Genomic DNA, 26,642 nt, shown 5'->3' with positions numbered 1-26,642 from the left:
ATCTCTAAGCAGGAGATTTCGTGCGCCGTGCGGGCCGGCGAGCGCTGGAGCCTCAAAGCCCGGCAAGGCCGGTCCGGGTTGCCGGTGCGCTCGCGCCGGCAGCTGGTCAGGACTTGGACGAGCCTAAATACGTCGGACATTTCTGCGAAACGGTGGGAACCCTTAGTTTGCGCGTCCACTGTAGCTCGTGAGAGCGCATGTCTGATCCAGGAACTGGATAGATTGATATCCGTTCCTTCTGTGCGAAAACGCTACATGTATGTGCAATCAGCATGGATGTGTCGTTTCAAGCTACATATCATCCGCTCCTGTATGGGTGATAACAGCTTATTTCCTCGGACTGCCCGTCCTCAGGTAGTTATTTACCTAACCAGCATCTGGGGGCGAGAAGCGGTTTGTAGCGCTGTCGACCAGACGATCGATAAGTCCTCGAACGCAGGCCGGAAACTCGCCAGTATGATCAAGTGAGTCGAAACTCAAGGATTAGATATGCGCCAGCTGACAAAGATTGTGCTTGTTGACTCGCTCTGCGATGGGCTGATTGCTGAGTTGCGAATGGATGGCAACACAAGTCTTAATGGCACCAACGCAATTGGTAAAACTTCATTCCTCAAGCTTATTCCGATCTTTTTCGGGGCATCGCCAGGTTCGGTGGTGAGGGCAGGTGGCAACCGGGTGTCATTCGCCGATTGGTATCTTCCCAGGCGTTCAAGCTATGTAATTTTCGAGTATCAGGTTGGGGCCAGCGATTTTCGCTGCGCCATTCTTCATCGTAGCTCCACCGGCTACGCCTACCGTTTTGTGCGTGCGGCCTGGAATCAGGAGCTGATTCTCCGAAACGCGGAATCAGGGGATGTGGTACCAGGGGCTGGGATCCAGGACCATCTGCGCCGCTGCTCGATTGAGTGCACGCCTGAGCTTTCGAGCCTGCACTACAAGAAAATTATTCAGAACAACACTAACGCGGGACTTGAGGATGTTCACGACAGCATGGTCGTGAAGCTGATACGTAGCCTGCGACCAACGTTCTCACTTGCCCAGCCGCACACCAACCTCCACGCGATCGACCACGTCATCTTTGCCATGTTGGAAAGTAAGGGGGACTTCAACTCCATGCGCGGAACCATGGCAGGCATCTTGTCCCAAGAAAACGAGCTGCGCAGCGAGGGGCTCACAGCGCTGACCAAACGAACTCTCGATGACCTGATTGAGGGCTATAAGAGCTATCTCAAAGTCGAAGAGTTGCGTCCAAAATTTGAGCTATTGGCAGAGCAGGGATATCGATACGCGGCCGCTACTCGCCAGCTGGGCATTCAGAAGCATCGGGCGAGCAGCCTGATTCACGAACTCAATGGGCAATACAAGTTGCTTGATGACCAAATGGTCCAGGTCAACGATGATTTGAGTGCTCACGAGCAAGCCTACAGCGCTGCGCGTCAAAAACACTCCATGGTGTCTGCGGAAGTAGAAGGGCAGCTGCTCCAGGCAAATGAGGACGTCGAGCGTCTTGAACGTCAGCAGGCCGAGCACTCTAGGCGTGGGGCGAGTGAACTCTGCGACCTGGTAAACAAGGCTCCCATGCTGCAAGCTCAGGTAAGCGAGCGAGCGCAGCACCTCGAAAATCTCACTAGCAAAGTGAAAAGCATTGACGGGATTTATTCGGATCGCATTGCTCAGCTTGAGCGAGATGCCACCCAAGCTACCACTCAGCAGAACAAGCGCAAGGATGCCGCTAACGAGCTGTATCACCAGCGAACCGGCGAGCTTCGGCATCGGCAAGGCAATGACAAGCAAGAGCTGACTAAAAAACAAGCGTTGGAGCGAGATGCTCTGGCTGAGCGAGTCAATGATGCGAAGGAGCGTGCGGGTAAGCAGCAGGGTATCTATGCATCGCTGAGAAGCTTAAGCGTTCTCCCTGCGGCACAGGCTGATCTGAACTTGGCACAGGCTCGTGTTGATGAACAGCGTGAAGCGTGTGCTGCGGCCAGTGAAGTAATGGATAAGGCCCGCATATTTCTTGAGGCAAGATCACATGATCGCGAGGTGGCTGCCAAACGCTACCAGGCACAACAAGATCAAAAAAATCAGATGGAGACTCGCAAGCGTGAGCTGGTTTCCCTCAGCAAGGCGCACCCTGACAGCCTTCTTACCTTTCTAAGAATGCAGCAGCCGGAATGGACTACCCATATCGCCAAGTTGGTTCCAGCCGATATTTTGATGCGTACCGATCTCGCTCCAGTGATGGTGCAGGCCGCCTCTGATTTATATGGAGTAAGGCTAGAGCTGGACGGAATCGACCCCCCACTGGTTGCTGATGAAGAGCGGATTCTTGCAGCAATCATGGAGGCGGAGAAAGCCATTCAAGATATTGCTTTGGAAATGGAGGCTTTGTCAGCCGAAGCACGGGAGCTGGATAGTAGGCACCGGTCTGCTGTGTTCTCACATGGTGAAGCTGCAAGGAAACTCACTGAAGCAAAATCGGAGCTTGAAGCCAGAGTATCGGCTTTCGGGGGGCTTCGTGACCGTGCCGTCGCAGATTGCCGTGCACATTTAGAAACTCTGAAAGTAGCAGTAGATGAAGCGTTGGGGGCTGTGCAAAGGCTTGTCCAAAGTGAAGTCGAACTAAAGGCGGCGCATGGTCGAGATGTGTTCGCTTTGAATACCTCTGCCGACAACGAACTGGCTGATTTGAAGGATTTACATCAGCAGGAAATTGCTCAAATTGAGGCGATCATTAAAGAGATAGAAGGTGCGTTGCAGGTTAATCGTGAGGTGGTCGAGCGGGATCGGCTCCGGGCTTATGAAAAAGAGGGCCTGAATACCGCTGAAATTGAGCGTCTTCAGCGTGAGATCGGAGAATTGAGCCGCCAGATCCGAAAAGCTAACGATGTGGAGGGCTACGTTCGCGAGTACCAGGCTTGGCTGAGCTATGAGTGGCCGAAGCTCGGTGAATGGCAAGCGCGATTGCAACGTCTTGAAATCGAGCGCGAGAGTTTAGTGCGCGAATGGTCAGAGGCAGATGCACAGCTAAAAGCTAGACAGGGCGACATCAACAAGTTGCGGTCGAGGCTCATCGGGGAAATGAGCGAGAACTCAGATGCCAAGCAGTCCATGGAGAGCGCTATCAAGTTGCTTGCCCGGCTCTCGGCCATTGATGACGGCCAATCTATACCAGGCCTCAAAGTGAGTGATGTCCAAGACGAGATCCAGAAGCAGCTCCGCCGTCGTACGGATCTTCAGCGAGTTGGATCTGATACGTGTCGTGAGATTCGCCGCATTTTCGTGGGTGAGGGAGCACGTCAAGGTACCCACAGTGTGTTCATCGATGAGATCTGGCGGGAAGCTACGTCCCTGGCCGGAGACGACATCGACGAGGCTTGGCTGTTCGCCGCAGATCTGTTCATGGACTACCTGGGTCGGGGGCATAGTGCGAGCAAGGGACGTCTCATAATGGAGGCTCAAGGCATTGCCAGTGAGTTAGCAGATGGCAGGGCCAGGTTGAGCACTCTCGATGCCGCAATCAAAAAATTAGGCACCAACGCCACACAGAAAGCCAAGCAGGTGCTGAGTGGATTTCCACAGATTCAGAACTTTGAGTTTCTGGTCACTTCACGGGTTCAAAAGCTGGGCTTCTGGCACGACCTGACCGACTTCGATAAGCAGGCGAAAGTTTGGAGCATGATGGAGTCCGGCACGCTCCCAACCGAGGACCTCATCAATGCCATAGCTCGAATCGCCAAACACATTGCTGAGGGTGTGTTTGCGGCCAATCTTGAGGAGTGTTTTGACGTAGCGGTTTCGGTGAACGATCAGGGGCATCAGAAGGTGGCACGGACCGACAAGGAGTTGGCCGACATCAGCAGCAACGGTCTCACAACCGTCATTGTCACGATGATTTACATCTCACTGTTTGAGCTGCTTCGTGGGGACGCGGATGTGCAGATCATTGCGCCAATGGACGAGGCTCTGAAGTTCGATGCTCCGGTCTACATCGCCATTGTCAAATATCTGAATAGCCGCAAGGTTCATATGATGGCTGCCTTCCCAGGCGGCGCTCCTGAGCTGCTCCGGCAATTTCCGAATCGCTACATGTTTCAGAAAGCTAAAGGCTATGGAAGCAAGGGCGAAACTATTTTGGTCAAGTCATTCAGCGCTTCCGTAGACAAAGAGTTGGCGGCACTTGAAGCTGCGCTGGAAGCGGACATGGAGATTGTATGAATCAGCTCAGAACCTGCCTTGAGGCTTTACTAAATGGTGAGTTCATCTGCGTTCACCGCTCGCGGGAGTTGTTTCGCTGTCTTCGGGAGACGGTATTTAGGGCGGAAGTTGAAGCCGCCCTTCAGCCTTTGGGCAGGAACTTGGGTGCCTTAGGCGATGAAAGCTCCCCGGACGTCTTCTTTGCTCGCTATACCAAACTGGATAGCAGTGCTGATGTGGAATCGGCTAGAGCAATGCTGGTGAGCATCCGGGACCAGGTTAGGCCGTGTGTCGAATTCATCCAGCTCAGCATTCATGCGGGGCGCTCGGACTCGCACTTGGAACCGGGTGATGAAATCTCCTTTTCAGCTTTGCTTGAGGCTATTGAAGAACAGTCGGTCTACAAAGATCGATTGCGGGATTTGGCCAGTTTTGACATGTTCAACCGCGCCAAAAGTGCAAAGGACAATAAAGACAGATTGTCGATCATTCTCAAGGCTATGGCTGACGCTGGCTACGTGGTTAAGCGCGATGGAGAGTCGGCTAATTATATTGCAACTGGAAAGATGGCTTACCTACATCAGGTTATAGGCTGGATTGCTGACTACTACATCGAGGGTAGCCAAGATGAGCAAGAAAGCCTGGTTGATGGGCAAGCGCAGCAAGGAATGGTGCTGTGAAAGCCGAGCTATGGGAGTGCCTAGGGAAGGCTCTGATAGATAACGCGGAGTTGCTTGAGCATCTGATGCTCGCCGACTCCGGCGTTCCGGCCCCAGGAAAACCTAAAAAATGGCTTACCTGGATTCTAGGGCAACAACTCATCACCGAAGAGGATGGCGTTCTCCACCTGTCAGGTGAACTCCTCAATCTGGGTATACAGCTCACCAAACCTGGTGCTGAGCGCTTTGCACCTGACATGGAGGAGAACTACATCCAGATTAGGGAGGGCTGTGAGGGATACCTTGACGCCAAACGGGACGGGCGAATGGATGCTGCCGCTGAGCAGCATATTCGTGTCAGGCATTCAGCTCGACAAATTGTCGTCCATCTTCGGCGAGAGAGCCTTGGGCTGCGAAACTTTATTGAATCAGGGTATGGATACTCAATCCGTATCGCGGACAGAATTCGGGATATCGAATCGGTCGTTGGTCGGGTTCAGCGGCTTCACGAAAAACTTGGCCTCTTTAGTTACGACTCTTTGTACACGCTGACGCAGGGGGATCGTGCGCTTAATCGTGTCCTCATCAATGACTTACTTGGCGCAGTCAGCAATAACCGTGCAGAGCTTCTCGCACTGCTCGCGCGCTTGGACACTCTGACAATTCAGATTCGTAAGCAAGATACAAGGCTCAAGAAGCTTCATAAGGTTGCTCTTTACCTACAGAGTGGTGGCTCCTTTGATCTAGAGCCGCTCCTCGACCAGCCCAATGCTGCGGCTTGGGTTGCGGCCAGTAAGCAAGCGATTGGGGGGTACCTTTTCACCGGTAACTCACCTTCAGAGGGGCTGGAGGCAATTGAACAACTCGTTTCCAATCTGCCTAAAGCCAAAACTAAGGTTGCCGCCCCTGCGGAAGCAGAGTCTCGTGCCGCTCAGCCTGTAACCAGAGCTGAGGGAACGTCCGAGGAGGCCGTGGAGCCGTTCGCTGCTCACCACTTTAAAGCAATGCTCAGGGACTTGGTTGCCACGAACCGGCCGCAATCTGCAAAAGCCTATTGGCTGGATCAAGGGCAACCGGGCGTCGAAACGGGCATATGGCTCTATGCACTCGACGGATTTTTCGTAGCGCTGCAAGCATATGCTCAAAATGAAGAAGGCCGCTCACTGAGCTATGTGCTGGTGTCCGAGGAGGCTCCTTTTGATCGGATAAGCGCCAACCGACAGGTGACTGATCTTTGGCTAAAAAGGAGCAAAACACATGCTTGAGTTCACAAGCCAAATGATTGAAATGGCAGCCAAGGTGATCCGGGAAGGGAAGGACAGTATTCACCTCAACAAAACCTGGTTGCGAATTCATGAGTTTGGGCGAGTCGGAATCCGTAGGGGTACTCGACTAACGTTCAGTCAGCAAGACAGACGTAATTTGTACCAGTTTCTGATCGATCAGACAGGGTTCGATGCTTGGAAGGACGACTTAGCGTTATTGAATCAAGGACGAGCAAACGTTGCACTGACCTTTCGGAATGAGAAATTAGCGAAGAAAAAGGTCCGTGAAGACCTTGTCACAATCTCGTCTAGATCCGGAACTGTGCGGCTTGCTAGTGGTGACTATAGGCATCCTAAAGGTGGATGCATTCAGGTGCCTTTCAGTGAAATTCACCAGGCCGTAAGTGTGGTTCTGGTCGAGAATCTCGCCGTAATGCTGATTCCAGAGGAGTATCTATGGCCAGATATCATTTCGGCGGAGGCGGTGCTGCTATTTCGTGGTGGGCCGCAGGACAACCCTGCCGCAGTTACACAGGCGCTTTCAGGTGTTGCAGAGATCGTAGCGTTTCCTGATTTTGATCCTCAGGGGCTGCTCAATTCGCTGACACTCAAGCGGTGTGTCGGGATCATTCATCCAAGTGTTAATGCTGCTCAAGCTGCGAAGGCGTGCCAGCGAGATAAACCATCCAGTTTTGCCCGGCAACATGACGCTAGGCGCTGGCTTGAGGCAAAACGGTCAATTCAGTTCGTCGACTTCATGCTTCGGGAAGGGTTAGCGATTACGCAAGAGTCGATGCAAGGTGTTGAACTTGTGCACTCACGGTTGTTTGCAGAGGAAGGTTCTGAACTGCGAGAGCAAGATATGTAGATGCCTCCTGCATTAGGCCCGATTTGCAAGTAGGCAGCGACAGTTTTATGGTTATTCAAGGTAAGGAAGAGCTAAGCATGGATGTCACGATGATTCAGCATCCCGTCGGACAAGGCGGGATGTTCAGCGGTCAGCTTGATGCGGGAAACGCGACCTTGCGCTGGGTCTATGACTGCGGCTCCAATCAGCAGGATCGGCTCAGCGAGGAGATTATTTCTGTCGCGGCTCAAGGTTCGATTGACCTACTGTTTCTCTCCCACTTGGACAGTGATCATGTCAACGGCGTTGACCGCTTGCTCGCGGCAACAACGGTTACTGAGGTAGTTCTACCTTATCTGAGTACGGCTGAGTTTGCGCTAGCAGTGGCTCTGGATCTCACAACCGGTGCGTTGTCCGGCACTTTTCTGGAATTCGTAACCGATCCTGCAAAATGGCTGATTGGCCGTGGCGTTAGTACCGTGAGTTTTGTCCAGACGGTCGACGAAGACCAACCGCTGGGTGAGTGGCTGATTCCAGAGCCAAATGGGGAGTTTCCGCGCGCGGACGACAATCGTCGTCTCAAGATGCAATGGCCGGCGACGGCGGTAAAGATGAGAGCGGTGAAAAAGGGGACCGTGCAAGATATCGCGGCGGGCGCAGCGGCGAGTGTCGCTACAAATGGTCAAAGGGTGGACTGGTTGCTTGCGCCATACGCGCATAAGCCTTCGAAGGAGAGAATGCAGGCTTTCCGTAAGGCACTGGAGCACTGTTTTGGAAAAGGACTCACTCGTTTAGCCGTCGTGCGTCACGCCCGTAACGAGTCAGGACGTGCCCAGCTGAAAGCGTGCTACCGAGCGTTGTGGTGCGATCACAACAAGGTTTCCATGTCACTTTACGCTGGGCCGCAAGCATCGCCCGTTATTACTAGCATCCGGCTGCCGTTCAGTCACTGGCGAAAGGGTGCATTGCCACTCCAGAGCGCAGAGATCGGCTGGCTTATGACTGGTGACGCTGACCTTGCATCTGATGGGAGGCTGGACGCGTTATTGGATTATTACCATCACTTGCGAGAGCGTGTGAGCGTTCTGGTGTTGCCTCATCACGGTTCAGAATTGAGTTTCCATCCGTGGTTGCTACATGGCTTCTCGAACTTGAGCGCATGCATCGTGGCGGCCGGACGTAACCAATATGGGCATCCGCACTACGGGGTCTATAAGCACGTGATGGATTATTTGGGTATGCAGGGGTGGCATCAGGTCAGTGAATGCCCGACTAGCGGCTTTGGTGTACATGCGGTGTTATGAGCGTATTCCAAGCGTTCTATGCGGCTGAGATTGGTTGGGAGATTTATTTCTGTGACACGGTAGGGCACCCCATTGAGTTGGCAGGGGGGCGCCCCAAGCAATCTCAAGAGCGGAGGCTAGGTCTTTTCAGTCTCTGGGTTTTGTTGCGGAAACTTCGGCAGCCCGTGTTCTTTTACCTGAGCATGGACAATTTGTTCGCCGCGCTTCACTAGCCGCTCAATCCACGCCTCATCCATAGCACCGAAATCGGTAGGGTATCCAGCTGTAATCTCGGCACTTACCATATCAGGGGTGGTGAATTTCAGACTGCTGTCTTTCTGCCCCAGATACGGCAACAGAAAACCTTTCAGCTTACCTGCCTCCTTGAGATCAAAAAGGCGTTTCGTAGCAAGATTCTGAGCCCTTGCAAAAACGCTTTCAAACGCAGCTTGCATTCTCGACATCCAAACGGAAGCTGGCTCGGTCACATCCAGCCCGTATCCAGCCCTACATGCAATGATCCAGTCATGACGACCTACGGGCATGCTTTCGGAAAAATCTCGGTCAGGCCATAACGGAGCTAGTCCAAGGTTATCGTATACGCCACCATCGGTCAGCGTAATGCGGTGAACCGCTTCTATGCCGTTTTTGTTGAAGATCAAGCGCTGATCAAGGGCCGGCAAAGCTGCCGGATATGCCGCCGAGGCAACAATAGCATCTGCCAGCTCTACTCCATCTACGCTCGCTGAGCCGTAGCGCCAGCAGTGGAGATGCTCCTTCGTGAAGTAAAACGCCGCCTTTGCTCGTAACTCGCATGCGATGACAATCAGAACCGGACGATCTTCCCGAAGGTCTTTCAGCATGCAGCCATTAAGCATCTTGCTGAAGGTATTTCTCAAGATTGTGGTTCGGCTGGCTTTACGCAGGAACGGCGCGGAGTTTGGCCATTGCTCACCCGGCTTGGCCCTTCGTAGCAGCTTCAAACCAAGACGGGCAAATATCGCAACCGTTCTCTCGATTATAAGCGCTGTGGCATAGCCCACCGCCTTTAGGCCATCGGCGGATGTCACGGCCCTCTTCAGCGCAGGCATGACAAACCCTTGCCTCAAGACATCTCGCACCTTCGCTTCAAATGACTCGAAACTTCCAGGATGGCTGCAATAAAGCCCAGCTAGGACGCTACCACCTGACACTGCGGTGATCGTGGAAACTTGCTGAAGGATTTCCAAATCATGCAATGCTCGCAGACAGCCCAAATGGAACGCCATTGCCCTAGCCCCTCCACCGGACAGAGCCAGCGCAATGCTGTCGCAGCTGTCGTTAGTCGTGACCAGCAAAGTCTCATTCATGTCCATGGGCAATCACTCCTTCCAATATCCCACGCTCCTGCCATCCAGCTCGAAGCCAGGTATCCCGTTCCCCACAGATGGCCATCACAAATGGTGATCCGGCGGGCTCCATATGAGTTTTCAAATGAGCGTAAACCTGCTCGTCATCAGCACTCGGCCGTGCCGGCACGCCGCCAGGGTGGCTGTGCCACTCACCTATGTAGTGCAACCGTCCAGCTGAGGCTTCAGCCAACCGTTCAATGCGTGGTTTGAGATCTTTGATTCCACGGATGAAGAATGTTGGTGCCTGCTTACTGTCAGGTGGGGCAGGCAACGCCGCTACGATGTGCACCACATTGCGCACGAGATCATAAGTACCCAGAAGAACCCCGCCAGTTTCATTTCCGCCTGATTGGCGCCGATGTTCCCGCATCGTCTGCACCACCTCGCCGGAAGTTGTCACACGCATTTCGCCGGTTTGGAATCGGCAGACGGGGTGCACAGGTACGCAAATTGAGTCGACAGCGCCTGAGTTTTTTTCCAGTCTCCAGACCCGGAAGCTTGCATCCGATTCGTCAATTAACTGTGCCAAGCGTCCACAAGCTAGGCCGCAGAGCGTCTGGATTTGCCACGGAGGCAGTGGTCGCGAAAGGTCTTGGCAGGCGTTTGCATAACGAATCCGATCCATGCGCGCCGCTGCCAGGTGATTCTTCAGCCGTTCTTCAGTCGCTACAGCCCAAAAATACTGAGCTTCGATCTCATCGATTTTAGTTTCTCTAGTTGAGCCTTCTGAGAGAACAACCAGGTCGGAGCCATCGGGGCCGAAAAAAGCGCTAACAGCACGATTTACTGGTTGATCTGACAGCCACCCCAACACCGCAGGAGATGCACTGAAATCGACGGCTACTTCAGAGGTGCGCAGCGCGGAATCCAGCGCAGGGGCAAAATCGCCAGGCGTGAAAACATTCAACGAGATCGAAGCATTTCCGCCTTCCGCTAAAACGCTGTCCAGTTCGTGCTGTAAAACTGGTGCCTTAGGCAACCCTACAGCGGAGTTTCTCTGCACCTGGCGGACAGTGTTGTGCGGCAGTGTCAGATCCCCGTCCACCACAACCCAAGGACCGAGTCCAGAGCGTGTTGCAATCATGGCAACATTCGATCCGATAGCACCTGCGCCGATTGCTAGTAGCGGTGTGTCCTGCGCACGAGGTGTGCCGGAAAAGCGCCGGGCAGTTGACCGATCCAACCGTTGGACGACCCGCCAAGGATCCATCCTAATAGGCGAGAGGTCGGCTTTGCTGATATCACCAAAGAGCCTAGATGTCGTCAGGCCTGCTTCCGTGATCGTGACTCCCAGATGTTCACCGAGCTCAGCGACTGTCTCGCCAAGGGTATAGCACCAGACTTCCGACTGCTCGTCCGCACCGTCGACGGTCCTTCGTTTCGGGACGGTAAGGATGATAATAGGGAGGCGGCTGGCTGCCTTTTCTAACTGATCGCCCTCAAGGAGCCACTTAGCAAGGGCATCAGCAAGGTCGAAACCCATATCTAGACATAAGCGCTGCAACGCGCCCAAATCGTATGGAGTCCTGGCAAGTCCTCGGTGAATCTGTCCAGGTAAGCACGGTGTAAAAATTGCGAAATCGTTACCTTCAACAGTTTCAGCAGGCTTGTCTCTGGACACGCTCAGCGTCGTAAACCCTCCATGCTTGAAGGCCATGTTGATATACCAAGGTCCCCGCATCTCTCCAGACGGAATGACGAGCGTGTTCGAGCCGGTGTGTATCAGCGGCTCCAGGAACTGATCCGCATCGTGAATGGTTCCCGCAGCCATCGAAGCGAACCATGCTCTGATGCGTTCAATGAGGGTCTGGCCTGTAAGAGTCGGCGCGAGGTCAGACCATCCCTCTTCCCAAATACACAGGCACAAACCACCGTCCACATCTCGATCCAGATTGGTATGTACCATCCCTACGGGAAAATCTTCACGGGTTGAAAGCACTCGGGGCGCCCACGAATCATCGTTGGCCATGAAGACAATCTGGATAGGCTCCTTGAAGCAGATAGGCACTTGCCGGCGCTGATCCAGCTCAAGCTCAAGCTCGATGTCCAGCACATCGTATGTGCCGTTCTGGCTGACGCTATTCAGAACCGCATAAGGGTGAGTTGGAGTTTCACTCAGGTATTGCACAACCGAACGTGCAAGCCGGGAACGAGGCGCTTCGTACCTCCGGCTCATGGTCAAACCCCTGCGCGCGGTGCGGGGGTCGAGATGATGATGTTCGGAGTTTTTTTCCGGATTTTATAGCCGGTACTCTTGATCTCGATGACTAGGGGTTCTGGCTTGGTTTTCGTGGGGTGCTCCATCGAGACTACCCATTCCCCCCCGAGCTTGCGAGCCACGCCTTTATAATATGCAGCAGCCTGACGATGAGGCGGTTGCTTATCCTCATCATCACTGGGGATGGGCTTGCTGGTGGATACCAATAGTCCGCTAGGCTGTCCGGCCTCTTCATACAGCCACTTTGATGCGTCAGTCGGTTCAGTCTTTTCATCACCCTTTTCGTCAGACAAAGCGGTGTAGCTACAGTGGTGAGGGATGTTGTTGATGTCCCACTCCAGCCGAGATTCTCGACCGTGATATCGAGTGACTTCCACGATATCGTCAATGACGCCGTGCGTGACATCAGCTGACAAGATCATCTTGGTCTGCTGGCCCTCGATTTCAAAGGTCGCTTGCATGAATAGGGCATCGTTGTTGCGTACCCGTACGATGTCTTCTTCGTCGCGCTTACCGAAGGGAGAATGAACGAAGAACTCCACGCCATCGTGCTCACGGTTGAACTCTGGGCACAAGGTGCCTGCATCGCTGATCAGGTTGCGACGCTTGGCCGGCTCGATATTACGCTCAGTCAAAAAATCGTCCAGTTCCTCCGGTCGCGAGAACACGCGAACTCCCTCCCCGTTGAGGAAACGATGGCGCGCCTCTGCACGAAGGGTACGTGCCTGGCCCGTCAATCCTTTCTCAAGAACTGCGTGGGCGGGCACCCATAATGTTTTGATCTTGATGCGGTCGTCGTCTTGGTACGTTTCAGCGTGCTCCAGATAAAAGACCTCTTTCGCCCGATTACAGTGGTCTTTATCTAGGTGGGTGAATGCCACTACATCGATGACCTTGTCGTCCCCAAGGATTTCACGCAGCTCTTTCTCCAAATTGCAGCGCTTGTCGTCAGGATCATCCGGGTTGTGCATGTCGGCAAAGTCGAAAAGGATTCGACGGCCATTGGCAAGCTCGATCAAGCAAGTATCGGCGTTGCCGATGGGGAAAAACCGAACAATATGCATACTATTTCCCTTAGGATGAATGGTCATTCGAGTGGCACCTGGCCAGTATATTGCGGTAAAGCTAAATTACTACATGTAGCGTCTTTTTTTGGTTAAGGAACTATATGTGCGAAGGTCTACCGCTGGTCCGCCTTGTAGTATGCGGTTGTGGACGCTGGAAAATGACTCGGTCGTCGTGAGCTAGCACAGAGGCTTCATTGAGTTAGCCACCGCCGGTCAAAATAAAAAGCCCTTGCTTTCGCTTGGGCTTTCAATTTTTTGCGCTGTTTTGGTGCTTTCATTTCGCCGTAAATGAAAAAGTTTCACGGTTTAATGATTTTGAGCGCGGCTAGCTATCAATCCCAGCTCAAAGCCCCACCGGTCTGATACTCAATAACCCGCGTCTCGAAGAAGTTCTTCTCCTTCTTCAAGTCCATGATCTCGCTCATCCACGGGAACGGGTTGGTGGTGCCTGGGTACTCTTCCTTCAGGCCAATCTGCGTCAGGCGGCGGTTGGCGATGAATTTGAGGTAGTCCTCCATCATCGAGGCGTTCATGCCGAGGACGCCGCGGGGCATGGTGTCGCGTGCGTATTCGATTTCCAGTTGGGTGCCCTGGAGGATCATCTGGGTCGCTTCGTCCTTCATGGCGGCGTCCCACAGGTGTGGGTTTTCGATCTTGATCTGATTGATCACATCGATGCCGAAGTTCAGGTGCATGGACTCGTCGCGCAGGATGTACTGGAACTGCTCGGCGGTGCCGGTCATCTTGTTGCGGCGGCCCATAGAGAGGATCTGGGTGAAGCCGCAGTAGAAGAAGATGCCTTCCAGTACGCAGTAATAGGCGATGAGGTTGCGCAGGAATTCTTTATCCGTCTCGACGGTGCCGGTCTGGAAGGTCGGGTCGGAGATGGAGCGGGTGTACTTGAGACCCCAGGAGGCTTTCTTCGCGACGCTCGGGATCTCGTGGTACATGTTGAAGATCTCGCCTTCATCCATGCCCAGCGATTCGATGCAGTACTGATAGGCGTGGGTGTGGATCGCCTCTTCGAAGGCCTGGCGCAGGATGTACTGGCGGCACTCGGGGTTGGTGATCAGGCGGTACACGGCCAGCACGAGGTTGTTGGCGACCAGGCTGTCGGCGGTGGAGAAGAAGCCGAGGTTGCGCTTGACGATGCGGCGCTCGTCCTCGGAGAGGCCGTCCGGGCTCTTCCACAGGGCGATGTCGGCGTTCATGTTCACTTCCTGCGGCATCCAGTGGTTGGCGCAACCATCCAGATACTTCTGCCAGGCCCAGTCGTACTTGAAGGGGACGAGCTGGTTGAGGTCGGCGCGGGCGTTGATCATCTGCTTGTCGCCGACGTGAACGCGTGCGGATTCGCCTTCCAGTTCGTCGAGGCCTTCCTGGATGTCGAGGTCGTCCAGGGCTTTCTTGGCGCGGGCGACGGCAGCGGAGTCGTCAGAGGCGACGGCACGGGCTTCTTCGACGGAGCCGGCAGCGTCCTGGTCGAGCTTGGCGGGAGATTCAGTCTTTGCGGCAGCGGCTTGCGGGGCGGCCTGCGCGGTGGCGGTGGTGGTTTCTTCTTCGTCGAATTCGTCCCAGCTCAGCATGGCGGTTTCTCCTGATTGGGGACCGGTCATGGCCGGTCGAAAATATTGGGTGGCTTTTGGTTGTGCACGCAAAAGCGCGGAATGTGTTGTGTCTGTGGGCAGCGGAGTGGTGCCCATCGGTGGATGCAAAAGGCGGCATCCACCCTACGAGTTACGTTGCCCCGGAGTAGCGCTTATCAGCGCAGCTCTGTGTGAGCGCGAAGCTGAGCGAGGCAGCGCTAGGCGTCTGCCAAGTCGGAGCCCCTGAGCTTACAGCTGTACGTGATGAGGGCCGGCTTGGCGGACAACAACGCGCGGTCCGCTCAGATTCGTGCGTCAGCCAGGCTCCTTATTGGCAGGCTTCGCAGTCTGGCTCATCAATGGCACAGGCCTTCGGCACCGGTGCTGGGCCTGCGGCCATTTCTGGAGCTGGCGCAGCTTTCACCGGAGCAGTGCTGGCGCTGCCGTTGCCACCGCTGGACACGGCGTTGAGCTTGCCGGTGTTGACGGTGGACTTCTCGGTGCTGGTCGCGGCCAGGGCACGGAGGTAGTAGGTGGTTTTCAGGCCACGGTACCAGGCCATGCGGTAGGTCACGTCCAGCTTCTTGCCGCTGGCGCCGGCGATGTAGAGGTTCAGCGACTGAGCCTGGTCGATCCACTTCTGGCGGCGGCTGGCGGCGTCGACGATCCACTTGGTTTCCACTTCGAAGGCTGTCGCGTAGAGGTCTTTCAACTCCTGCGGGATGCGCTCGATCTGTTGCACGGAACCGTCGTAGTACTTGAGGTCGTTGATCATGACCGCGTCCCACAGACCGCGCGCCTTGAGGTCGCGAACCAGGTAGGGGTTGATCACGGTGAATTCGCCCGAGAGGTTCGATTTCACGTAGAGGTTCTGGTAGGTCGGCTCGATGGACTGCGACACGCCGGTTATGTTGGCGATGGTCGCGGTCGGTGCGATGGCCATGATGTTCGAGTTACGGATGCCGTTCTTGACGCGGGCACGCACCGGAGCCCAGTCCAGGGACTCGGTCAGGTCGACGTCGATGTACTTCTGGCCACGCGCTTCGATGAGGATCTGCTGCGAGTCCAGCGGCAGGATGCCCTGGCTCCACAGCGAACCCTGGAAGGTTTCGTAGGCGCCACGCTCGTCGGCCAGGTCACAGGAGGCCTGGATGGCGTAGTAGCTGACCGCTTCCATGGACTTGTCGGCGAAGTCGATGGCGGCATCGGAGCCGTAGGGGATGTGCTGCAGGTACAGCGCGTCCTGGAAGCCCATGATGCCCAGGCCCACCGGGCGGTGCTTGAAGTTGGAGTTACGCGCCTGCGGCACCGAGTAGTAGTTGATGTCGATGACGTTATCGAGCATCCGCACGGCGGTGCGCACGGTGCGCTCCAGCTTGGCGGTGTCCAGCTTGCCGTCGACGATGTGGTTCGGCAGGTTGACCGAGCCCAGGTTGCAGACGGCGATTTCGTCCTTGTTGGTGTTGAGCGTAATCTCGGTGCAGAGGTTGGAGCTGTGCACCACGCCGACGTGCTGCTGCGGGCTGCGCAGGTTGCACGGGTCCTTGAAGGTCAGCCATGGGTGGCCGGTTTCGAACAGCATGGAAAGCATCTTGCGCCACAGGTCTTTGGCCTGCAGGGTCTTGTAGTTCTTGATCTTGCCGTATTCGATCAGGGCTTCGTAGTACTCGTAGCGCTCCTCGAAGGCCTTGCCGGTGAGGTCGTGCAGGTCGGGCACTTCGCTCGGCGAGAACAGGGTCCACTTGCCGTCGTCGAAGACGCGCTTCATGAACAGGTCCGGAATCCAGTTGGCGGTGTTCATGTCGTGGGTACGGCGACGGTCGTCACCGGTGTTCTTGCGCAGCTCGAGGAATTCCTCGATGTCGAGGTGCCAGGTTTCCAGGTAGGCGCAGACCGCGCCCTTGCGCTTGCCGCCCTGGTTGACCGCGACGGCGGTGTCGTTGACCACTTTGAGGAAGGGCACGACGCCCTGGGATTTGCCGTTGGTGCCCTTGATGTAGGCGCCCAGTGCACGCACCGGGGTCCAGTCGTTGCCCAGGCCGCCTGCGAACTTGGAGAGCAGGGCGTTATCGCGGATGGCGTCGTAGATACCGCCCAGGTCGTCCGGCACGGTGGTCAGGTAGCACGAAGACAGCTGCGGACGCAGGGTGCCGGCGTTGAACAGGGTCGGCGTGGAGGCCATGTAGTCGAAGGACGACAGCAAGTTGTAGAACTCGATGGCGCGGGCTTCGCGCTGTTCTTCCTCGATGGCCAGGCCCATGGCGACGCGCATGAAGAAGATCTGCGGCAGCTCGAAACGCACGCCATCCTTATGGATGAAGTAGCGGTCGTAGAGGGTCTGCAGGCCGAGGTAGGTGAACTGCTGGTCCTGCTCGTGGTTGATCGCGGCGCCCAGCTTGGCCAGGTCGTATTCCTTCAGGCGCGGGTCGAGCAGCTCGAATTCCACACCCTTTTCCACGTAAGCCGGCAGCGCCTTGGCGTAGAGGTCGGCCATTTCGTGATGGGTGGCGGCCTCGGCGACTTCCAGGAAGCTCAGGGCTTCGGCGCGCAGGGTGTCCATCAACAGGCGGGCAGTGACGTAGGAGTAGTTCGGCTCACGCTCGACCAGGGTGCGGGCGGTCATCACCAGGGCGGTGTTGACGTCGGTCTGCTCGACGCCGTCGTACAGGTTTTTCAGGGTTTCTTTCTGGATCAGCGCGCCATCGACTTCTGCGAGGCCTTCGCAGGCTTCGGTGATGATGGTGTTCAGGCGGCCCAGGTCCAACGGCGACAGGCTGCCGTCGGCGCGCTTGATGCGGATGCTCGGGTGGGCGTCAACCGGCGCGTCGACCGCGCCACGCTTGCGCTCCTGGGTGCGGGACTCGCGGTAGATGACGTAGTCGCGCGCGACTTTCTGCTCACCGGAACGCATCAGGGCCAGTTCGACCTGGTCTTGGATTTCTTCGATGTGGATGGTGCCGCCCGAAGGCATGCGGCGCTTGAAGGTGGCGGTGACCTGTTCGGTCAGGCGCGCGACGGTGTCGTGGATGCGCGACGAGGCGGAGGCATTGTTGCCTTCCACTGCGAGAAACGCCTTGGTGATGGCGACGGTGATCTTGTCATCGGTGTAGGGGACGACTGTACCGTTGCGCTTGATCACGCGCAGCTGGCCCGGCGCAGTAGCGGCCAGGTCCAGCGTGCTGTCGGCTGCCTGCGGGTTCTCGCGAATGGACTCGTTCTGCATGGGGTCTCCGGATTCTCTCTGTCTCGGTGCACGTTTGGTGGCAGGCCGGCTTCATGGGCGGCCCTGTCGGGTACTGCTTGTTTCTTGCATGAACCATGCCCCGGCGAACCGGCGCATGGGTGTCTCGATAAGGGGTAACGATCCAGCACTGGAGGTGGCGAATCGAATGTCCCGAAGCATAGTCAGGCGTTGTGAAGTTCACAACCTCAAAACACAACATGTAGTGTGATGCACTTGGCGCGTGCGCTACTGCTGGTCTTGAGCGAAATCAACGTTGGGCTCCGCAGGCGCGCGGCCTGCGGCATCGATCCATTGCGCTCGGCGCGGGCGCGAACCGGTCAAAAATCAGAGCGAATTATTTTGCTTGCTTTTTTCGGCGTTTGTGTCTGTGCGGCGCTTTTAACCCCATATGTAGGGTTCTGGAGTCCAACGACGACACGATAGTGCCGGTTTTGGGGCAACGCAAGGCGTTCAAGAGGAACAACCTGTGGATAACATGTGGGTGGTTTGTGGGTGAAAAGCGCTGGCACGCGGCCAGCCCGCACGGGCAAAGGCTTGCGCCGCATCCGACGAACTACCAAGAGTTTTCAAGGCCTTGCGGGCTGCTCTCGACAAAGCGGCTAACACTATATGTTGTGTTTATTGCAAGCCCTTTCATGAGGCTCGTCTGATGGCCGGGCTTGAGTACAATGGCGCGCCCCCTCGTTGGGCGTGGCGATGCTGTGCGGAGGCGCGAATGGATCAGGAAGCTTGGCGAATTCTCATCGTCGAAGATGACCAGCGGTTGGCAGAGCTGACCCGTGAGTATCTGGAAAGTAATGGCATGCAGGTGTCGATCGAAGCGAACGGCGCTCTGGCGGCCGAACGCATCATCGCCGAGCGGCCCGATCTGGTGGTGCTCGACCTGATGTTGCCAGGTGAAGACGGGCTGTCGATCTGCCGTAAGGTGCGTGATCGCTACGACGGCCCGATTCTGATGCTGACGGCCCGTGCCGACGACCTCGATCAGGTGCTGGGACTCGAGATCGGCGCTGATGATTACGTTTGCAAACCGGTGCGCCCGCGGCTGTTGCTGGCGCGTATCCGAGCATTGCTGCGCCGGCGCGAGGGTACCGATGCCACGCCTGCCAGCGGTACCAAGCGTATCCAGTACGGCCCGCTGGTGGTCGACAGCGCGCTGCGCGAGGCCTGGCTGCGAGGCGAGGGGATCGAGCTGACCGGGGCAGAGTTCGACCTGTTGTGGCTGCTCAGTTCCAACCCCGGGCGGATCATGTCCCGCGAGCAGATCTTCGCCGAGCTGCGCGGCATCGAATACGACGGCCAGGATCGCTCGATCGACGTTCGCATTTCGCGAATCCGCCCCAAGATCGGTGATGATCCCGATCATCCCCGCTTGATCAAGACAGTGCGCGGCAAGGGCTACCTGTTCGTTTCCGAAGCGGCTGAAGCGCTGCAGTGAACTCCATCTTCCTGCGCATCTACGGCGGCATGCTCGCCGTCCTGGTGCTGGTCGGACTGCTGGGCGCCGGCGGCCTGCATCTGCTCAACGAGGTGCGCGCCGATAAGCATCGCGAGGCGCTCGCCAGCGGCACCTTTCGCCTGATGGCGCACAACATGAGCAACATGACGCCCATCGAGCGGCGCCAGGCGGCCAATCTCTGGGGGCGCTTGCTGGGAATTCCGCTGCGCGTGCGTACGCTGGAAGACATCCGTCTGGAGAGTCGCCTGGAAGCGCGGCTGCTGAACGGGCAGGTGCTGGTCGAGCAGATGCGGCCGAACAGCGTGACGATCTTTTCCCTGGTCAGCGCCGAGGATCATCTGGCCCTGACCGGTGAGGTGGAGCAGCTCAGCGAGCAGTTGGCGCGCGCCACCATCTACCTGCTGATCGACGAGCTGATTCGCTATCCCGAAGCCGAGCAACCTCGGCGTCTGGCCGAGCTCAAGCAGGCGCGCGGCTTTGGTTATGATCTGGAACTGCTCACCCGCGACAGTGCCAGCCTCGATGACGATCAGCGCCGCCGGCTCGATGAGGGTGACACGGTGATGGCGCTGGTCGGTGGTGGCGAGGCCATCCAGGTGTTCGCAGCGATCGCCGGGACGTCCTGGATCATGGCGCTGGGGCCGTTGCATCAGATGAATCCCTATCCGCCCGAGCTGCTGGTATTGATCGGCGTGCTTGGCCTGTCATTGATCGGGTTAACGGTCTATCTGTTGGTGCGTCATCTGGAACAGCGTCTGCGCGAGGTGGAAAGCGCCGCCACGCGCATTGCCAGTGGCCATCTGGAGGCCCGCGTGCCGGACGCCGGCACCGATTCGGTCGGACGACTGGCGAAGGCGTTCAACGGCATGGCCAGCCATCTGCAGCGCTTGCTGGCGGTGCAGCGGGAGATGGTCAGCGCAGTGGCCCATGAGCTGCGCACGCCGGTCGCGCGTCTGCGCTTCGGGCTGGAAATGGCCGGCTCGGCCCAGACGCCAGAGGCGCGGACCAAGTACCTGGAAGGCATGGACGGCGACATCGATGACCTCGACCGGCTGGTGGACGAAATGCTGGTGTATACGCGTCTGGAGCGCGGTTCGCCGGAGCTCACCTTCAAAGCGGTCGACCTCGAGGCCTTGGTCGATCAAGTGATCGGTGAGCTGGCACCGTTGCGCGCGGATGTTCGGGTCGAGCGTGGGCCCTGCGTGCCGGCCGATGATGGCAGCAGCGTCGTCGAGGCCGAACCGCACTACCTGCGCCGCGCCTTGAGCAACCTGATCACCAACGCCATGCGTCATGCCGAAACACGGGTCCAGGTGAGTTTCGTGCTCGATGCCGAGCGGGCGCAGCTGATGGTCGACGATGATGGACCGGGCGTGCCGGAAGAGGCGTGGGAAAAGGTGTTCGCGCCGTTCCTGCGCCTGGACGACAGCCGCACGCGCGCCTCCGGCGGACATGGCCTGGGGTTGTCCATCGTAAGGCGGATTTCCTACTGGCACGGCGGCCGCTCGCAGATCGCCCACAGTGAGCTGGGTGGTGCGCGCTTCAGCCTGGTGTGGCCACGGAAACAGACGGATTCACGGCGCCCGGCGCGGTCATAGACCCAGGCTTAGATCTGGCGTTTGCAGCGATGAATTGCACCCATCCTACGTGGATCAATTTCATCGAGCCGCAAGCGCCATCATTGCCTTGCTCGAAAGCGGTCAGACCGGAATGCTGACCAGACTGAGCAGGTAATTCTCGAACTGCGCGAACTGGCCCTCCAGCTCGGTGCCGGTCTTCCATTCTTCAGACAGATCGTTGAGCAGGCGCAAGCGAGCATGCCCATCGGTGCCCTGATGGATCAGTTCGGCTTCGTGGAAGTAGAAGCGCGTCTTCACCAGTGGGTAGAGCGCCTTGAACAGGCTCTCCTTGATCGAGAAGGTCAGGGTCACTCGCAAGGCTCGCTGTGCATCGTCGAGCCCGGTGCAGGCTTCCAGTTCCAGCGGGGTGAGGATTTCTTCCGCCAGGCGGTCAGCGCGTGCTGTTGGCAGCAATTTTTCCACATCGAGGCCCAGGCCGCGCCACTGATCGCTTCGTGCCGCGACCACCGCGGCCCAGCCGGCGCCATGGGTGATGGAACCGACCACGTCGGTCGGCCAGATGGGCGAGCGGTCCTGTGCAATCTCGGGAATCGCCGCCACGCCGGTGACTCTGCGCAAGGCCTCGTGGGCACAGATGCGACCGGCGAGAAATTCGGTCTGGCGCTTGCTCACCGCGCGCATGGCGGGAAGGCCCCAGCGCTGGAAGTCTTCGGGGTCGAGCCGGTCGGGATCGAAGCGGGTACTGAGCAACCGCACGCCGGGAAGGGCGCGTGGCAGCGGCCAGTGATCCTGCAACGGCGAGCAGCAAGCGGGATGTTGGGGAGGTCGATTCATGGCCGCTAGTGTGCCTCAACCGATGCTGTGAACGCAGGCCCGATGCGCTTGGCGGGCTATTCGGTGGGTCGCGCAAGGATCCTGGGCGCGGCCTCGATGATCTGCCGCGAGAGGTTTTCCATCCGCGGCGATTGCACCTTCCAGGTGTGCCAGTACAGCGAAATATCCAACGGCGTATCCGCAGCCAGGTCGACTACCGCACCTTGCGCCAGTGCATCGTGCAACAGCAGTTCCGGCACCATGCCATAGCCCAGCCCGCAGCGGATCGCATGGAAGCGTGGCTCGGCGCCGGGTACGTAGTGGCTGGGATAGGCGCCTTCGGGAAGCCCCAGCTGGCGCAGCAGGAAGGAGGAAGTGAGTCGGTCCTTGCTCGTGTACGCCACCACCGGCGCCTTGCGCGCGGCATGGCGGGTCAGGCCATGGGCGAAGTATTGCTGGCGGAATGTAGCGGACGCCACCAGGCGATAGCGCATGCTGCCCAGCGGGCTTGCCGTGCAGCCGCGCATCGGTTTGGGTTCGGTGCTGATGCAGCCGATCGCCAGGCCGGTTTCCAGCAGGTTGTAGGTGTGATCCTGGTCTTCGATGGTCAGGTCCAAGAGCACCCGCTCGCGAATCAGTACCTTGGCTAGCGCCGGGAAGAACCAGGTGCCAAGGCTATCGGCGTTGAGTGCGGCGACCACCACCAAGGGGGCATCGCTGCGTTCGGCCAGGTCCGCCATCAGGTCGGCTTCGAGCAGCGAGGCGCGCTTGAGGTACTGCATCAGCCTCTGACCGATTTCGGTAGGGCGGCAGGGCCGGCTGCGCACCACCAGTGCGTTACCCAGCGCGCTTTCCAGGGCGCGTACACGTTGCGAAATCGCCGGCGGCGTCAGGTGCAGGCGCAGCGCTGCCTGTTCGAAGCTGCCGGTCTTGATGACGGCGCGAAAGGCTTCGGTCTGCTTGGGATCGAGATTCACGCGCTGGCCCTCTGATTAAGAAAATATTCGTATAGCCTAAATTTACTTAGCTACGCCGATCTAACCGGAGTGTGCCCCATAATTGCGCGCCTTTCAGCGTTCCGCACCCTTTGGAGTCGAGCCGTGACCTTGTTGCACATCATCTATCTCATCGCGATTACCGCCGAAGCCATGTCCGGCGCCATCATGGGCATGCGCCGCGGAATGGATCTGTTCGGCATCTGCATGCTGGGAACGGTCACCGCGCTGGGTGGCGGGACCGCGCGCGATGTGCTGCTGGGACACTATCCAATCAGTTGGATTGCCAATCCCGAGTACCTCGGTTTCACCGTCGGTGCGGCCATCGTTACCGCCATGGTGGCTCGGCACATGCATCACCTGCGGCAGGTGTTTCTGCTGGTTGACGGATTGGGCCTGGTGGCGTTCACGGTAATCGGCTGCGGTGTGGCGATGGAGGTGGGCGCGCACCTTTCGATCGTCGTGCTGGCCGGCGTGATCACCGGCGTGTTTGGCGGGCTGCTGCGCGACATCCTCTGCAACAGGGTGCCGATGGTGCTGCGGCGCGAGCTGTATGCCACGGTGGCGCTGTTCACCGGTGTGCTCTACGTCGCGCTGTTGTGGCTGGGCGTCGACAACACCATCGCCTCGCTCGCCACGCTTTGTGCCGGCTTTCTGTTCCGAGTGCTGGCGATGACCTTTGAGTGGCAGCTTCCCGGCTTCCAGGGGCGCGATATCCGCGGCTTGGACTGAGCAGCGGCAAACTGCCCGGCGCTGATCCATTGGTTGCTCGCTCCCCGTCGCTAGAAGGATCAGCTAGGCAGATTCCCTTTCTGCGAGCCGCTACACTAGCGGCCTGGCAACCAGGGGAATGGATCCGTGCTTAAAGACCTAGGAATAAAGAGTCGCGTGCTGGTGCTGATATTGCTGCCCAGCACGGCGCTGGCCGTGGCGCTTGGCGTGTACTTCACATGGATGCAGTTGGCGGAGATGCGTCACCAGCTCGACGAGCGCGGCGAGCTGATTGCCGAGCAACTGGCGCCTCTGGCGGCGCCTGCCATGGCTCAGGGCTATGGCAAGCGTCTGGAGCGGATCCTCCAACAGGTGCTGGATCAGCCCGACGTGCGGGCGGTGTCCGTCCTGGATCTCGACCGCAACCTGCAGGCCCACGCCGGGCCGAACATGATCACCCCCTCGCCGCCGAGCGATCCTGAGGCCCTGACCCAGGTCAGCAGCGTCGACACCACACGCATCCTCCTGCCTGTGCTCGGCAAGCATCTGAACCTCGCCACGGACAATCCCAACGACGACCTCCGTCAGATCGGCTGGCTGGAACTGGAACTGTCGCACCAGGGCACGTTGCTGCGCGGTTATCGCAGCCTGTTCACCAGCCTGCTATTGATCGGCGCCGGGCTGATCATCACCGCGCTGCTGGCGTTGCGCATGAGTACCGCGATCAGCAAACCGCTGCACAAGGTCAAGGTAGCGGTGGCGCAGCTCAAGGACGGCTATCTGGAAACCCGGCTGCCACCGCTCGGCAGCCACGAAATGGATGAGGTCGCGGCGGGCATCAATCGGATGGCCGAGGCGTTGCTCAGTGCGCGTGAGGAGCTGCAACAGAGCATCGATCAGGCCACCGAGGACGTGCAGCAGAACCTCGAAACCATCGAGATTCAGAACATCGAACTGGACCTGGCACGCAAGGAGGCGCTGGAAGCCAGTCGGATCAAATCCGAATTCCTCGCCAACATGAGCCACGAGATCCGCACCCCGCTCAATGGCATCCTCGGCTTCACCCATCTGCTGCAGAAGAGCGATCTCACGCCGCGTCAGCAGGACTATCTATCGACCATCGAGAAATCCGCCGACAGCCTGCTGGGAATCATCAACGAGATCCTCGACTTCTCCAAGATAGAGGCCGGCAAGCTGGTACTCGACAGCATCCCGTTCAACTTGCGCGACCTCATCGAGGACACCCTGACCATTCTCGGTCCGGCGGCGCACTCGAAGCATCTGGAGTTGGTCAGCCTGGTCTATCGCGACACGCCGCTGTCGCTCGTCGGCGACCCGCTGCGGCTCAAGCAGGTGCTGACCAACCTGGTCAGCAACGCCATCAAGTTCACCAACGAAGGCACCGTGGTGGTCCGCGCCATGGTCGAGGACGAGCGCTCGGATCGCGCGCAACTGCGTATCAGCGTGCAGGACACCGGTATCGGCCTGACCGACCGGGACCTGCGCGCCTTGTTCCAGGCCTTCAGTCAGGCGGATAACTCGTTGTCACGCCAGCCCGGCGGTACCGGGCTCGGGCTGGTGATTTCCAAGCGCCTGATCGAACAGATGGGCGGCGAGATCGGGGTCGACAGCATTCCGGATGAGGGCTCTGAATTCTGGCTCAGCCTGAGCCTGCCCAAAGCCCGCGATGATATCGAGGATCTGCCTCGGGCGGCGCTGTTGGGGCGCACGGTCGGCTTGCTGGAGGGACATCCGCTGGCGCGTCAGGCCTTGCAACATCAGCTGGAAAGCTGCGGCTTGGAAGTGTTGCCGTTCGATACGCTTGACCAATTGCAGGAGGCGGTGGCCGCGGCGCAGGCGAGTGAGACGCCGATCGAAATTGCCGTGCTCGGCGTGGCGCATCGTGAAATCGCACCGCAGCAGCTCTGTCAGCGGCTGTGGGAATTCGGAGCGCTAGGCTGCAAGTGCATCGTGCTTTGCCCGACCAGCGAGCAGGCGCAGTATCACGAAGCCCTGCCCGAGTCGCACACACATACCCAGCTACAGAGCAAGCCGGCGTGCTCCCGCAAGCTGCAGCGGGTGCTGCTCGATCTGCTGCGCCCGCCACAGACGCTGCCCGAGAGCCTGGCGCTGCCCGATACGCGTCCGCCTCGCGTCCTGTGCGTCGATGACAACCCGGCCAACCTGTTGCTGCTGGAAACCCTGCTGATTGATATGGGTGGCGAAGTCGAAGCGGTGAGCAGTGGGCCGGAGGCACTGGAGGCGGTCAAGCACAAGTCCTTCGATATGGTGTTCATGGATGTACAGATGCCCGGCATGGACGGACGCCAAACCACCGAGGCGATTCGCCGTTGGGAGGGGGATAGCGGTCAACCGCCGATGCCGATCATCGCGCTCACCGCGCATGCGCTATCCAATGAAAAGCGCTCGCTGTTGCAGAGTGGGTTGGACGATTACCTGACCAAGCCGATCAGCGAGCGGCAACTGGCCCAGGTGGTGTTGAAGTGGACCGGCTTGCCGCTGTCGCGCAGCTTCCTGGCCGTGCCGGTGGAAGTGCTACTACCGGAAAACAACCTGAAGGTGCTGGACGCGGAAGAGGGGCTGCGCCTGGCGGCGGGCAAGGCCGATCTGGCGGCAGATATGCTGAGCATGCTGCTGGCATCGTTGGAGGACGATCGGCAGGTGATTCGCGAGGCGCGTCTTTCTAATGATCGGCAGGCGATGATCGATCGGGTGCACCGTTTGCACGGCGCCACCCGTTATTGCGGCGTTCCGCAGTTGCGGGCGGCCTGCGAGCGCAGTGAAACCCTGCTGAAGCAGAACCATCCGAGCGCTGCGCAGGCGCTGGATGAGCTCGACAGCGCCATCGAACGCCTGGAAGTAGAGGCTCGCGTCGTCTAGCGCGACGTCGTCGACCCCCTCATTCGGCCCGAGGTCGGGCCTCCCACCGAGGTGACGCAGGACGTCGCTCTTGTGGGAGCCGCGCCCCCGCGGCGAATGGGTTCGGCGCGAACACGGGGTCTGGCGTGATCCGGTCAGGCGTGCTCAACATCATTCGGCCCGAGGTCGGGCCTCCCACAGAGGTGACGCAGGACGTCGCTCTTGTGGGAGCCGCGCCCCCGCGGCGAATTCATTTGGCGCGAATTCGAGGCCTGGGGTGATCTGATCAGGCGTGCTCAACATCATTCGGCCCGAGGTCGGGCCTCCCACAGAGGTGACGCAGGACGCCGCTCTCGTGGGAGCCGCGCCCCGCGGCGAATGGGCTGGCGCGCGCACCGAGCCGGCGTGATCAGGCGTGCTCAACATCATTCGGCCCGGGGTCGGGCC

The 26,642-nt window shown here is 58.3% G+C and carries 16 protein-coding genes; 9 read left to right on the top strand and 7 right to left on the bottom strand.

Going from position 1 to position 26,642, the window contains the following annotated elements; genetic code table 11:
- Positions 1–489: 489 nt before the first annotated feature.
- The 5 genes from UF78_RS14760 (at position 490) to UF78_RS14740 (ending at position 8,272) form a co-directional block, all read left to right on the top strand.
- A complete protein-coding gene (locus tag UF78_RS14760; RefSeq protein ID WP_045162975.1) occupies positions 490–4,218 on the top strand; it encodes an ATP-binding protein in 3,729 nt (1,242 codons plus the stop codon).
- Positions 4,215–4,877: a hypothetical protein gene (locus UF78_RS14755; protein ID WP_052679331.1), complete on the top strand. Its 663-nt coding sequence runs from the start codon at positions 4,215–4,217 to the stop codon at positions 4,875–4,877. The genes UF78_RS14760 and UF78_RS14755 overlap by 4 nt, the downstream gene beginning before the upstream one ends.
- Positions 4,874–6,121: a hypothetical protein gene (locus UF78_RS14750; RefSeq protein ID WP_045162974.1), complete on the top strand. Its 1,248-nt coding sequence runs from the start codon at positions 4,874–4,876 to the stop codon at positions 6,119–6,121. The genes UF78_RS14755 and UF78_RS14750 overlap by 4 nt, the downstream gene beginning before the upstream one ends.
- A complete protein-coding gene (locus tag UF78_RS14745) occupies positions 6,114–6,989 on the top strand; it encodes a DUF7281 domain-containing protein (protein ID WP_045162973.1) in 876 nt (291 codons plus the stop codon). The genes UF78_RS14750 and UF78_RS14745 overlap by 8 nt, the downstream gene beginning before the upstream one ends.
- A 77-nt stretch (positions 6,990–7,066) precedes the next feature.
- On the top strand, positions 7,067–8,272 hold the full coding sequence (locus UF78_RS14740; RefSeq protein WP_045162972.1) for a hypothetical protein: 1,206 nt from the start codon (positions 7,067–7,069) through the stop codon (positions 8,270–8,272).
- 116 nt (positions 8,273–8,388) lie between these two features.
- On the opposite strand, the gene UF78_RS14735 is transcribed toward UF78_RS14740, so the two are convergent.
- From UF78_RS14735 to UF78_RS14715, 5 genes are all read right to left on the bottom strand, one after another.
- Entirely contained in the window at positions 8,389–9,606 is a 1,218-nt protein-coding gene (locus UF78_RS14735; protein WP_052679330.1) for a patatin-like phospholipase family protein, read from the bottom strand.
- Entirely contained in the window at positions 9,593–11,818 is a 2,226-nt protein-coding gene (locus tag UF78_RS14730; protein WP_045162971.1) for a Mov34/MPN/PAD-1 family protein, read from the bottom strand. Before UF78_RS14730 ends, UF78_RS14735 begins: the two co-directional genes overlap by 14 nt.
- 2 nt (positions 11,819–11,820) lie before the next feature.
- Complete coding sequence (locus UF78_RS14725) at positions 11,821–12,951, bottom strand: hypothetical protein (RefSeq protein WP_230623657.1); 1,131 nt, start codon at positions 12,949–12,951, stop codon at positions 11,821–11,823.
- A gap of 308 nt (positions 12,952–13,259) precedes the next feature.
- Complete coding sequence (locus tag UF78_RS14720; RefSeq protein ID WP_045162969.1) at positions 13,260–14,513, bottom strand: ribonucleotide-diphosphate reductase subunit beta; 1,254 nt, start codon at positions 14,511–14,513, stop codon at positions 13,260–13,262.
- Positions 14,514–14,841: 328 nt separating this feature from the next.
- The gene (locus UF78_RS14715; RefSeq protein ID WP_045162968.1) at positions 14,842–17,736 is read right to left on the bottom strand and encodes a ribonucleoside-diphosphate reductase subunit alpha; all 2,895 of its coding nucleotides are present in this window, start codon (positions 17,734–17,736) and stop codon (positions 14,842–14,844) included.
- 736 nt (positions 17,737–18,472) lie between these two features.
- Between UF78_RS14715 and UF78_RS14710 the strand changes: the two genes are divergently transcribed.
- Together UF78_RS14710 and UF78_RS14705 are read left to right on the top strand one after the other, a co-directional pair.
- A complete protein-coding gene (locus UF78_RS14710; RefSeq protein WP_045162967.1) occupies positions 18,473–19,195 on the top strand; it encodes a winged helix-turn-helix domain-containing protein in 723 nt (240 codons plus the stop codon).
- A complete protein-coding gene (locus UF78_RS14705) occupies positions 19,192–20,814 on the top strand; it encodes an ATP-binding protein (protein WP_045162966.1) in 1,623 nt (540 codons plus the stop codon). The genes UF78_RS14710 and UF78_RS14705 overlap by 4 nt, the downstream gene beginning before the upstream one ends.
- A 102-nt stretch (positions 20,815–20,916) precedes the next feature.
- On the opposite strand, the gene UF78_RS14700 is transcribed toward UF78_RS14705, so the two are convergent.
- Positions 20,917–21,630 (bottom strand): 4'-phosphopantetheinyl transferase family protein, encoded by a 714-nt coding sequence (locus tag UF78_RS14700; RefSeq protein WP_045162965.1) that lies wholly within the window; start codon positions 21,628–21,630, stop codon positions 20,917–20,919.
- Between the two features lie 56 nt (positions 21,631–21,686).
- Complete coding sequence (locus UF78_RS14695; protein ID WP_045162964.1) at positions 21,687–22,586, bottom strand: HTH-type transcriptional regulator ArgP; 900 nt, start codon at positions 22,584–22,586, stop codon at positions 21,687–21,689.
- A 123-nt stretch (positions 22,587–22,709) separates the two neighbouring features.
- On the opposite strand from UF78_RS14695, the gene UF78_RS14690 reads away from it, so the two are divergent.
- Together UF78_RS14690 and UF78_RS14685 are read left to right on the top strand one after the other, a co-directional pair.
- Positions 22,710–23,336 carry a trimeric intracellular cation channel family protein gene (locus tag UF78_RS14690; protein ID WP_045162963.1) on the top strand — a complete coding sequence of 209 codons (627 nt, stop codon included), beginning with the start codon at positions 22,710–22,712 and terminating at the stop codon, positions 23,334–23,336.
- A 126-nt stretch (positions 23,337–23,462) separates the two neighbouring features.
- Positions 23,463–26,216 carry a response regulator gene (locus UF78_RS14685; protein ID WP_196298679.1) on the top strand — a complete coding sequence of 918 codons (2,754 nt, stop codon included), beginning with the start codon at positions 23,463–23,465 and terminating at the stop codon, positions 26,214–26,216.
- Positions 26,217–26,642: the final 426 nt, after the last annotated feature.

It is taken from the genome of Stutzerimonas stutzeri (assembly GCF_000952685.1).
Classification (GTDB): Bacteria; Pseudomonadota; Gammaproteobacteria; order Pseudomonadales; family Pseudomonadaceae; genus Stutzerimonas; species Stutzerimonas stutzeri_E.
This window is presented reverse-complemented; position numbering and strand designations above follow the sequence as displayed.

Excerpts from the sequence above, each read along its gene's own strand:
- UF78_RS14700 (WP_045162965.1), bottom strand. The coding sequence starts at position 21,630 with ATGAATCGACCTCCCCAACATCCCGCTTGCTGCTCGCCGTTGCAGGAT.
- UF78_RS14740 (WP_045162972.1), top strand. The coding sequence starts at position 7,067 with ATGGATGTCACGATGATTCAGCATCCCGTCGGACAAGGCGGGATGTTC.
- UF78_RS14745 (WP_045162973.1), top strand. The coding sequence starts at position 6,114 with ATGCTTGAGTTCACAAGCCAAATGATTGAAATGGCAGCCAAGGTGATC.
- UF78_RS14715 (WP_045162968.1), bottom strand. The coding sequence starts at position 17,736 with ATGCAGAACGAGTCCATTCGCGAGAACCCGCAGGCAGCCGACAGCACG.
- UF78_RS14710 (WP_045162967.1), top strand. The coding sequence starts at position 18,473 with ATGGATCAGGAAGCTTGGCGAATTCTCATCGTCGAAGATGACCAGCGG.
- UF78_RS14730 (WP_045162971.1), bottom strand. The coding sequence starts at position 11,818 with ATGAGCCGGAGGTACGAAGCGCCTCGTTCCCGGCTTGCACGTTCGGTT.
- UF78_RS14735 (WP_052679330.1), bottom strand. The coding sequence starts at position 9,606 with ATGGACATGAATGAGACTTTGCTGGTCACGACTAACGACAGCTGCGAC.
- UF78_RS14755 (WP_052679331.1), top strand. The coding sequence starts at position 4,215 with ATGAATCAGCTCAGAACCTGCCTTGAGGCTTTACTAAATGGTGAGTTC.
- UF78_RS14725 (WP_230623657.1), bottom strand. The coding sequence starts at position 12,951 with ATGACCATTCATCCTAAGGGAAATAGTATGCATATTGTTCGGTTTTTC.
- UF78_RS14760 (WP_045162975.1), top strand. The coding sequence starts at position 490 with ATGCGCCAGCTGACAAAGATTGTGCTTGTTGACTCGCTCTGCGATGGG.
- UF78_RS14720 (WP_045162969.1), bottom strand. The coding sequence starts at position 14,513 with ATGCTGAGCTGGGACGAATTCGACGAAGAAGAAACCACCACCGCCACC.